Genomic DNA, 9,427 nt, shown 5'->3' with positions numbered 1-9,427 from the left:
GTTAATGCCACAGACTGCTGTGAGTCTACTTTTATTAGAAATCGAGCGTCAGCGAGAATTTCTGTTGTCACAGGGGCTGGCATTCGAGTTAGTTTCACTGGAAATTTAGTGCCTATATACTAGTGCAAGATGTGAGTAAATGTATTTACCAGGAGCATTGAACGCGATCGCACAGGCGCGATCGCAAGCTCCCAGACACTCATTCGGTGCGATGGTAAATGATGCTAGTGGTGAGGCTTGGTAGCTAGTTTGCAACTGTGCCAAGAGGCGTTCGCCACCGCTGCGGCGGATGGCTTGCTTCATGCGGTGGGCACTAGCACAGCTCGTACAAACGGACATGACGTGTTGATTCATGATATTGAGGTACCGATCTTCTGAAGCTTTTCTAACATCTTGCGGGCGTATTGATGCTGTTTGAGATTTCCTTGCTCTAGATAGAGGGCTGCGGCGCGGTGGCAATCAGCGATCGCACCGAGGCGATCCCCAGTTTGATGGCGGGCGACACAGCGATGACCGTAGGCATCTGCACAGTCTGGATCTAGCTGTAATACCCGATCGAATGTGTCGATTGCTTCCGCGCGATTGCCTTGGCGCAACTGCTCCACACCCGCTGCAAAAATCGACATTTTAGATCTCCCCTAGTTATTTTTCAGCAACTACACATTTGGTAAATCCTTCAGTAAACTCATGTCGATCGAGGTTCCGACCGATCGCGACAAACTGGGTCAGCTTGGGTTCATCGTCTTTCCACAGCCTGTCACGGCTCATGGAGGTGAGCATTCGGACACTCTGAAATAGCACTCGCTCTGGAAATCCTTGCGCGTAAAACAATCCCTTCGTCCGGTATAAATCTTCACCTTTTTCCTGAGCCAGCTCATTCATCCATAGCATGAATTTGTTCATGTCAATCGGACGTTCGGAAGTTAGGGCAAAAGAACCGATCGCCGCATCGTGTTCGTGTTCGATATCGTCTAAAAATAATGGATCTACTTCTAACTTAGCTGCTAAATCGAAAGCTTTAGTACCCAAGATTAATGGTAGATCGATGATACTATATTCGGTATGGTAAATTTTGGCGATCGGATTGAAACTCCGAATTTTCTGTTCGATTTGGATGATATCATCTGAGGAGACAAGATCGGTTTTATTAATTAAGATAATATCTGCAAAAGCCAACTGTTCTTGTGCTTCGTGACTATCTTTGAGATTTCGATCCAAATTTCGAGCATCAATAATGGTGACAAAAGCGTCTAAACTAAATTTAGATTTAATTTCATCTGCAACGATAAATGTCGAAGCAACTGGAGCCGGATCGGCAAGTCCAGTAGTCTCGATCAAGACAGCATCGAGGTCGGCTCGTTGGGTTAACTCTTCGAGAGTGCGCACCAGATCGCCTCGAACCGTACAACACAGACAGCCATTATTGAACTCGACGATTTGTTCTTCATCATCAGCGATTGTAATTTGTCCGTCGATGCCAATTTCACCAAATTCATTGACAATTACGGCGACTTTGCGATCTTGTTGTCCGGTGAGGATATGGTTGATAAGAGTGGTTTTGCCGGAACCGAGGAATCCGGTGACGATGGTAACTGGAATTTTTTGCTTGATATTGTGCTTGGTGCTTTCTGGAAAAACTTGTGGCATGACCATCGCTGCAACTCCCGATCGCTAATTTGGACGTAAATTTTCTCACCTAAAGTTAAAGATGCTGGGTGGGCAGTGCCCACCCCATCGATTACACTCGATCGCCAATGCTAGAGTGCTTGTACTGCTTGAGCAGAAGCGGGAATTGGTACGACAGTTCCGGTCATCGGGGCAATTCCCTTCGCCAAGATATCCCGACGGTTGACAGGTACTGGCGCATCACCGCGTAGTTGGTCGTAAGGCACGACAATCCAACAAGCACAGCCCCAGAGACATTCACCCGCCATCCCTTCAAAGCGGATTGCTGGCTCCGACATCATCACGCCGAGATCCATCAGCCAAGAGTGGTGGAGGAGTTTTTCGTCCCAGCTGAGGGTGTCATAGAGATCGCGGCTTTTGAAGAACTCCACGAAGTCTACTTTGGCAACGCCTGGGAGCATAATGTCCGCAAAGGCAGTGAGGTGGTCGAAGAATTCGCGGTGAGTGATGTTGAGGGCTGAGTCTTCGGAGTCGAGGAGGAAGGTGGAGACGACTGATTTGAACTTGTCATCGAGCTTGTCATTCCACATTTCGCGTGGTGCATGGATGATGCACTCGGCATAGTCAGTCTTAAAGCCTGGTTTCAATCCAGCATAGTCGGGGATATGCTCGATCCACTCGCTGATGACGTTACGCCACTTGCTCAACGGTTCGCCAGGTAGGACTTGCACTGCGGGGTGAGTGAATTTGGCGATGTCGTAGAGTGTCCAGTTGCGGGCTTTGGTGCTAATTGCTTCGTGGGGTGCTGTGGTCTGTCCGACTAGTCGCAGTGCTTTGAAGATGGTGCGTCCGTAGTCATCGAGGGCGATCCGCATGAAAGCATCAGCGACAAATTTGTGGGTGACTTGGAGCCGCATCCGATCGCGTTCGCTGGGGACGCCTGTATCGGTATACTTGGAGAGCCGCTGGTAGGAGTTTTCGGTCGCAAGGGCGAAGAAGCCGCCTGTAAAGGGGTTGCGGTAGAGGTCGCCCCAGACGGTAGTGACACCCGCATTTTTGTCGTCATCGAGCATACAGTCGATCTCGTTCATGGTAGCGAACAGGCTACCATCGCGGAAGGCTGCGGGGTCGCCGCTACAGGGCAACTCACCGACACCAATGACTGGAATCCGTCGTCCGAGCTTGACATTTGAGAGGTGACGTGCTAAGTCTACGACGATGCCGCTACCCGTGCCGTCGCCGATGCCGAAGCAGCAGAGTACCATTGACGGTAGTTTGGTTTTGTCGATGCTTTTGGCAAAGTCATCGAGTTCTTTGTTGAGAGGGCGATCGCCGTCGTAGTATGCTTTGCCGTAGATGCCTTTGGCGATCGCGCGGGGGAAGTATTCACCTGCTTTGGGAATTTCGACATTATCTGGTAACCAGGGTTCGTAGTTGGGGTTCCAGTAGTAGCGTGGATATTCGAGTTTGAGAAATTCACGGTAGCGACGAAGGGAGGTGAACAGGTCGTCGCGGGTGGGAACTTCTAGGGATGCGAAGCGGATTTGGGCGCGATCGGGTGGGATATTCCGCTCTTCTAGGCGTTTGAGGAAGCCTTCGGCGTAGTCTTTGGCTTGGAACATGTCTTGGTCGCCAATGTCTACCAGCAGGGCGGTGAAGCGGGCGCGGGGGTCTTCGAGCTGGTCTTCGAGGTCGCCTTGGCGGAGCATGGCGTCGAGCATGTTGGCTCCGGTTTTACCGATGCCGAGGAAGTGGATGCAGTGGGGGGATTGGGAGCCGGAGGCACTGTGATACATGGATTTTGACATTGTTCTGGTTCCTATGTGTGGGTTGATAAAAGTTGATTTGAATATTCCCCTCCTCGGAGCGACGTTTTTATTCGTGGGGTTCCCCCAGAATAAAAAAACGTCAAGACAGCGACTGAAATCACGCGGAGGTCTCCTCCGCATGTGTTTAAGTCAAGACAGGGGTGCCCGCAGGGTGGGGTGGATAGATCTCCGCTGGGTTTCTAGTTATGTAGGGTGAACACTCCCCACCATCTAGGTTTCACTGTTTACAGATACTATCTGGCTGCTGTCGGAAGGCTAGTAATAAGCCGATCGGCAAACGATCGATACTTGCACGGCAAACATTTCTGGTGTGGGCAGTTCTGTAAGGTGGGCACTGCCCACCATCTAGGTTTCAGTGCTTGCAAATAAGATCTAAAAGTTGTCGGAAGGCTAGTAAAGTGAATTGAGATATTGATGTTTTTATGTAAACTATCCACCATCCACCATCCACCACTCACTACCCTCTACTCTCTACCCCCTACCCTCAACAAGTGGGATAGTAACCGCGATCTTCGGTGAGGAAGCCGAGGTCTTTGAGGATGTGGGCAGCGGAGGTGGCGCGTTCGTCGGCGACGTAGATTTTGTAGTCTTCGACGAATTGCCCTGGTTGGCGATCGATTATGCCTTCTTCGATGAGTTCCACGCCTTTTTCAAGGTTGGCTCGGCTCAGGCTGGCGACCCAGAGTGGAGATTTGATGTGGATCTTTTCTTCATCGACTCCAACGATTTGGAGGATCTTGTTCCCCGCAACGGTGGGCACCTGTGCGCCGTTGCCGTACCTTTGGCTGACTACAGCCCAATCTAGTGGCATAATTTACCTCGTTAAACAGTTGACGGTTGACAGTTGACATACCCAATCTCCAACTAGGATTTGACGACTTCTTCCAGCTTTAGCCGTAGTGCTTCCAAGTCCTCACCGCGAATGGCACTATACGGAACGACTACCCAACAAGCGCAGCCCCACAAACATTCACCTGCCATCCCTTCAAACCGAATTGCTGGTTCGGAGAGCATCACACCGAGTTCGAGTAGCCAGGAGTGTTGAAGTAGTTTCTCATCCCAGGTCTGCTGGTCGTATGCTAGCCGTGCTTCGTAGAAGATATCGAGGGCGGTTTTGGTGGCACCAGGAATCACGAACTGCAAGTAGGGGGCGGTACTCATTGCCGAAGATGAGCCTTCGCGAAAGGAATGTGCGATCTCTGGTGCGAGAATGGGTGCGAAAGCGGCGTTCATTTTAGCTGCCAGGTCGTCGAGTTCGGCGCGGAGGGCACTAGTTGGCGGCGTAGAAGCGCGAATCTCGAAGAAGTCAGGATTGAAGGTGCCCGATCGCACGCCAAGTCGAGCGGGTACATTACTGTTGTCTGACTCTAGGGTGGTAAAGCCAAATAAGTGTGCCCAGCGCGCTCCATACTGGCTGCGGGCAGCCATGTGTTGGCTGGGTGGTGCGCCGACCCAATTGAGTAAGCGGAGGGTTTCATAGAGATCTAGCCCTGCATCGCGGGTGAAGAAGGAAGCTAGTTCTCGATCGACTCGCTGGTTGGTCGCACTCAAATCGCCTGTTTCTTGCCAGGCTGACTTTTGGGGCACCATCAGGAATCCCGCAGTGAAGGGGTTGCGATAGAGATCGCCCCAGACTTGGACTACGCCCTGATTCTTTTCTTGGTCGAGCATACAATCTAGCTCATTGAGCGTCGGGAAGATGCTCCCGCTCTGGTGTGCGGCGAGATCGCCTTCACAAGGAGCGATGCCAACGCCCAGTACCAATGCCCGTCGCCCAAATTTGACATTGGTGAGATGTCGGGCTAGATCCATGACGATGCCGCTACCCGTACCGCCACCCAAGCCGAAGACAACACAGACAATCGATTGACAGGTGGTCGCATCGACGCTGTTGACAAATAGCTCCAACTCGCGATCGAGTGGTCTGTCACCTTCGTAGTAAGCTTTACCATAAATGGCTTTGGCGATCGCTCGGGGAAAGTGTTCGCCTGCTTGGGGAATGGCGATCGAGTCTGGCAACCACGGCTCGTAATTGGGGTTCCAATAGTAGCGGGGATACTCTAGCTTGAGATATTCCCGATATCGGCGTAATGAGCCGAATAACTCATCCCGGCTGGGTACTGCTAGGGCGAGTGTGCGTACCTGCGCTTTGTCGCTGGGTAAGCTGTCAGCGACAGCTCGCACTCCGGCTAAGTCGTCATCACCGATGTCTACTGCTAGAGCTGTAAATCGCTGACGATCGTCACTCAAGAAATCGGCTGGAGCCTGCTCGATCGTTGACGCGATAAATTCGGCTCCTGCCTTGCCAATGCCAATAATATGGACAGACGAGGGCATCGGATCTCGATCTTTGACGCGATGGACTCCGCCTCGCTTGAGGGCTTCCAATCGCTTCCTGATGCGAATTGCTACCTGTGGATCTTCCACGATCGATCCTCCTCAGTTAGAGTTGACAGTTGACAGTTGCGGCGCGCGCTCTTGGTTGGGTTGCCAACCCAACCAGGTTCCCTCCAGGTATAGCGCGACAAGACAGACAGCGAAGTTTTCAGGGTGGGGATTTAAGCCCCACCCTAAAAACAATCCCCCACCTAATGGTGGATTTAAACCCCTGCGCTTGGTTAACAATTATTCAGAGGTGTCTGCGGTCAAGATTTAGCAGTAACCATCACCTTTTCAGCTTCCGGCGTTTCAACTACTGGTGTAGTAATCTTCTGATTTGGAATACCCTCGATCGGGCATTCTGCCGTGCCAATCGTCGATCGAGTCATCGCCTCCACTTTTTCCTTTACCTTGTGGGGATCGGCAACCCAGTCTCGGTAAAACTCAAACGGGCACTCAGCCATCCCCTCAGCACCATCACCGGAATTGAGCATCCCAGTGTAGCCCCGATGCAACAGCTTGAAGATGTGGTTTTGCGACTGAGCATTCTTGCGGAAGTCGCGGATCGCGAACTTCGATAGAGCCGCGTACTGAATGCCGTTTTCTTCTTCGCCGCACTCACCCAGCGTCCGCCCGTCAAATCCGACGATCGCCGAATGCCCAAAGTAGCTATAGACGCCATCAAAACCAGCCGCATTAGCTACCGCCACATAGGTATTATTCATCCACGCCATCGCCTTCGAGACGACGATCTGTTGCTCTTTGGCAGGATACATATACCCCTGACAGCGTACGACCAATTCGGCACCCCGCATCACGCAATCTCGCCAGATTTCGGGATAATTACCGTCATCGCAGATAATCAAACTAATCTTCAAGCCCTTCGGCCCATCCGATACATAAGTGCAGTCACCAGGATACCAACCTTCTATCGGTGTCCACGGCATAATCTTCCGGTATTTCTGCACGATCTCACCGCGATCGTTCATCAGAATTAACGTATTGTAAGGCACTTTGTGCGGGTGAGCTTCATGCTTTTCACCTGTAATTGAAAAGACGCCCCAAACTTTGTTGCGGATGCAGGCTTGAGCAAAGATCGCGGTTTCTTCCCCAGGGATCTCGGCTGCTGTCGCCATCATTTCTTGTGAATCGTACATGATGCCATGAGTGGAATATTCTGGAAAGATAACCAGATCCATTCCTGGTAATCCCAATTTCATACCATCGATCGTCGAGGCAATCTTGTTACAGTTTTCAATTACTTCTACTTTTGTATGTAGACGTGGCATTTTGTAATTGACAACTGCAACTCCTACTGAGTCTTCACTCGAAGATATATCGCCATGATAAGACATGATAATTCTCCACTAATTAGGTTTATTGGAATTGACGTCTAACGGCTGAAGTTTTTAATTGAGCTACTCAACTACTCGATTTTTATCACATGACTGTAATTTTTCTAATCCTTGGCAAGTACGGATAAACATCGCTGTCTATCTTCAGTAGCAAGCTAGTAATGTTTGTCTTACTTTATTACAGACAATCGGAATTCCTAATCTCTTGATTTTAGATTAAAGCATTGAAAATATCAAAAATGTATCACTAGTTACCTGGTGCTTATTATCTTAAATATTTGATTATTACCTCCAGCATTTATATTCTTATCGAATAATAAAATCGGTTTTAATTGATTGTCGAGCGATTGCCGATAGTTGCTATATTTAGAAAAAATTTGATGTCGATCGACTTTGGAAATCTCTACCCCCTACCCTCTAACCTCTTCTATCCATCATGGTAGGCTAGAGGAGATAGCATCTTGACACCACACTTTATGGCAATCGCGATCGACTTTGGGACTAGTAATACTGTCATTAGCCGTTGGAATGCAGCGACAAAACAAGCTGAAACGGTGACATTACCAGGTATCTCCTTAGTTGGGGGGATGAATCCACCGTTGATTCCGAGTTTGGTATATGTCGAAGATGGTAGTACCGAGCGCGTCTTACTAGGTCAAATGGTACGCGATCGGGGGTTGGATCTCCAGAGCGACAATCGGTATTTTCGCGGTTTCAAGCGGGGGATTGGGGCAGAGATTCAGGGCTTTTTGCCTGAGTTGGATGGGGTGTCGATGACTTTTGAGCGGGTGGGGGAGCTATTCCTCACTGGCATCATCAAGCAATTGCAGCAGTCTCTAACTGTGGGCGAATCCTTGGTATTGACAGTGCCTGTCGATAGCTTTGAGGTCTATCGCCGCTGGTTGAGTAGTGTCTGCGATCTGCTTCCAGTCGAGCGGATTCGCCTCTTGGACGAGCCGACAGCGGCGGCTTTGGGGTATGGGATGACAGCAGCAGAGACGTTGCTGGTGGTCGATTTTGGTGGGGGAACGCTGGATTTGTCGCTGGTGCAACTCACCCAGCAAGTCCAGCAGGGCAAAAAGCCGCTCGGCTTCTTGTTAAAGTGGGGCGACAAGTCCCTGGGAGCAGCTACTCAACAGCCACAGTTGGCGCGGGTGATTGCCAAGGCGGGGCAAAATTTGGGGGGGACGGATATTGATAATTGGGTGGCGCAGGAGTTGGCGCAGGAGCAAGGGGTAAACGTCACACCTTTAATTACCCGATTGGCAGAGAAGTTAAAAATTCAGCTCTCGTTGCAAACTAGCGCGACAGAAGTATATTTTGACGATCGCACGTTTGATAGTTACGAGTTTAACTTGACTCGCGAAAGGTTCGATCGCCTCCTCACCGCTCATCAATTTTTTGACAGGTTGGATGAATCGATGACGCAGGTACTCCAGCAAGCTAGACGCCAAGGGATTGAAACTAATGATATTGATGGCGTGCTATTGGTGGGCGGTAGCGTGCAAATTCCCGCCGTGCAAACTTGGGTACGTCAATATTTTGATGAGACTAAACTGCGTCAATCTAAACCATTTGAAGCGATCGCGCATGGTGCCTTACAATTGCTTCAAGGCATTGAAGTCCAAGATTTTCTCTATCATAGTTATGGCGTCCGCTATTGGGATAAACGCCGAAACGCGCACAATTGGCATCCGATTATTCAATCAGGGCAAGCTTATCCGATGTCCGAACCCGTCGAACTCACGCTCGGCGCATCACGGGACAATCAACCCAGTATCGAACTCATCATTGGCGAACTCGGTGCCACTACTGGCGGTACCGAAGTCTATTTTGATGGAGATCGGTTGATTACCCGCTGTCTGACTGGTGGTATTAAAGATGTCAAAGCTCTAAACGATCGCGATGGCGGTAGGAGTATCGCTAGTCTAACGCCAGTCGGATCGCCAGGAGTCGATCGCGTCAAGGTGTTATTTAGTGTCGATCGCGATCGTCAACTTCGCATTACGGTGGCAGATCTACTAACCGATCGGATTTTACTAGCTGATGGGATCGTCGCCGAATTAAGTTGATTGCCGCTGCTAACTGACGATTATTGATAAACTCACATCTTGCACTAGTATATTAGCTCTACTATTCAAGGGGTTGAAAATATGAGAAAAAGGGCGTGGAAAAACATTGATGAGAACAGTGAACACCATTCTCCCTTACGCCCAATTAATACTCTACACGCTGTTA

Annotated in this window: 8 protein-coding genes; 1 reads left to right on the top strand and 7 read right to left on the bottom strand. The window is 50.0% G+C overall.

Features of this window, described 5'->3' with window-relative positions; genetic code table 11:
* Positions 1–105: 105 nt before the first annotated feature.
* The 7 genes from ACEW9I_RS13120 to ACEW9I_RS13090 all read right to left on the bottom strand — a co-directional run bounded on the left by ACEW9I_RS13120 (position 106) and on the right by ACEW9I_RS13090 (position 7,189).
* Positions 106–354 (bottom strand): DUF1636 family protein, encoded by a 249-nt coding sequence (locus ACEW9I_RS13120; RefSeq protein WP_373540780.1) that lies wholly within the window; start codon positions 352–354, stop codon positions 106–108.
* Positions 351–626, bottom strand: a complete 276-nt coding sequence (locus ACEW9I_RS13115; protein ID WP_373540779.1) for a hypothetical protein — start codon at positions 624–626, stop codon at positions 351–353. The genes ACEW9I_RS13120 and ACEW9I_RS13115 overlap by 4 nt, the downstream gene beginning before the upstream one ends.
* Before the next feature lie 16 nt (positions 627–642).
* Complete coding sequence (locus ACEW9I_RS13110; protein ID WP_373540778.1) at positions 643–1,647, bottom strand: GTP-binding protein; 1,005 nt, start codon at positions 1,645–1,647, stop codon at positions 643–645.
* Positions 1,648–1,757: 110 nt separating this feature from the next.
* Complete coding sequence (locus ACEW9I_RS13105) at positions 1,758–3,434, bottom strand: hypothetical protein (protein ID WP_373540777.1); 1,677 nt, start codon at positions 3,432–3,434, stop codon at positions 1,758–1,760.
* 505 nt (positions 3,435–3,939) lie between these two features.
* Positions 3,940–4,266: a hypothetical protein gene (locus ACEW9I_RS13100; protein WP_373540776.1), complete on the bottom strand. Its 327-nt coding sequence runs from the start codon at positions 4,264–4,266 to the stop codon at positions 3,940–3,942.
* Between the two features lie 53 nt (positions 4,267–4,319).
* Entirely contained in the window at positions 4,320–5,882 is a 1,563-nt protein-coding gene (locus ACEW9I_RS13095; protein WP_373540775.1) for a hypothetical protein, read from the bottom strand.
* A 218-nt stretch (positions 5,883–6,100) separates the two neighbouring features.
* Entirely contained in the window at positions 6,101–7,189 is a 1,089-nt protein-coding gene (locus tag ACEW9I_RS13090; protein WP_373540774.1) for an aliphatic amidase, read from the bottom strand.
* Positions 7,190–7,665: 476 nt separating this feature from the next.
* On the opposite strand from ACEW9I_RS13090, the gene ACEW9I_RS13085 reads away from it, so the two are divergent.
* On the top strand, positions 7,666–9,261 hold the full coding sequence (locus ACEW9I_RS13085) for an Hsp70 family protein (RefSeq protein WP_373540781.1): 1,596 nt from the start codon (positions 7,666–7,668) through the stop codon (positions 9,259–9,261).
* The last annotated feature ends 166 nt before the right edge of the window (positions 9,262–9,427 follow it).

The organism is Chamaesiphon sp. (assembly GCF_041738855.1).
Classification (GTDB): domain Bacteria; phylum Cyanobacteriota; class Cyanobacteriia; order Cyanobacteriales; family Chamaesiphonaceae; genus Chamaesiphon.
The sequence above is the reverse complement of the archived record's forward strand: the minus strand, read 5'-3'. Positions and strand labels throughout refer to the sequence as shown.